The organism is Deinococcus aerophilus, from assembly GCF_014647075.1.
Classification (GTDB): Bacteria; Deinococcota; Deinococci; order Deinococcales; family Deinococcaceae; genus Deinococcus; species Deinococcus aerophilus.
Genome location: NZ_BMOM01000097.1, coordinates 1 through 512, shown reverse-complemented (window position 1 = coordinate 512; position 512 = coordinate 1). Strand labels below are relative to the sequence as shown.

The window sequence follows — 512 nt, the reverse complement described above, 5'->3', positions numbered from 1 at the left end:
ACGCCCCTCCTCAAACCACCCTTGAGGTCGGCTGGCAACTCGTTTTCCGTCCAATCTCATAAAATCTGTCAGGCCGCCAGCCCTCAACCCTCATTCACCAGATACCAGGCGAGCCCAGGGAGGGATGCGAGTGCCAGGCAGCGGTCTCCAAGCCGCTGCAATCCATGTGGCGCGAGGAGGTCAGGCACGTTCAATACACCCGATGAGGTGGAGGAGTGCTTTGGTAGGGTGGGTGTATGACCCAGAGTAATGACCGCCATGAGCCCGAGGCTGCTGCCGACGAGAAACGCGAGCCCACCAACGTGGAGTTGCAGTTCATGGGTCACGTCGACGAGCGTGAGGAGCTCAACGCCAGGGTCGAAGCCGAGAGCAGTGAGGCTGGAGCTTACAAGTTGCGCGGCCTGGACGAGCATGACGTGGCCGTACGAGGAACTCAGGAGTTGCACCTTGCATAGCGCAGTGAATATCCGTGCTGGCCGAGGAATTCTGCGTTTTTACTGAAGATCCGGAGC

At 59.4% G+C, this 512-nt stretch carries 1 protein-coding gene; it reads left to right on the top strand.

Features of this window, described 5'->3' with window-relative positions; all coding sequences use genetic code 11:
- Positions 1–236: 236 nt before the first annotated feature.
- Entirely contained in the window at positions 237–455 is a 219-nt protein-coding gene (locus IEY21_RS16740; protein ID WP_188905474.1) for an M-like protein, read from the top strand.
- The last annotated feature ends 57 nt before the right edge of the window (positions 456–512 follow it).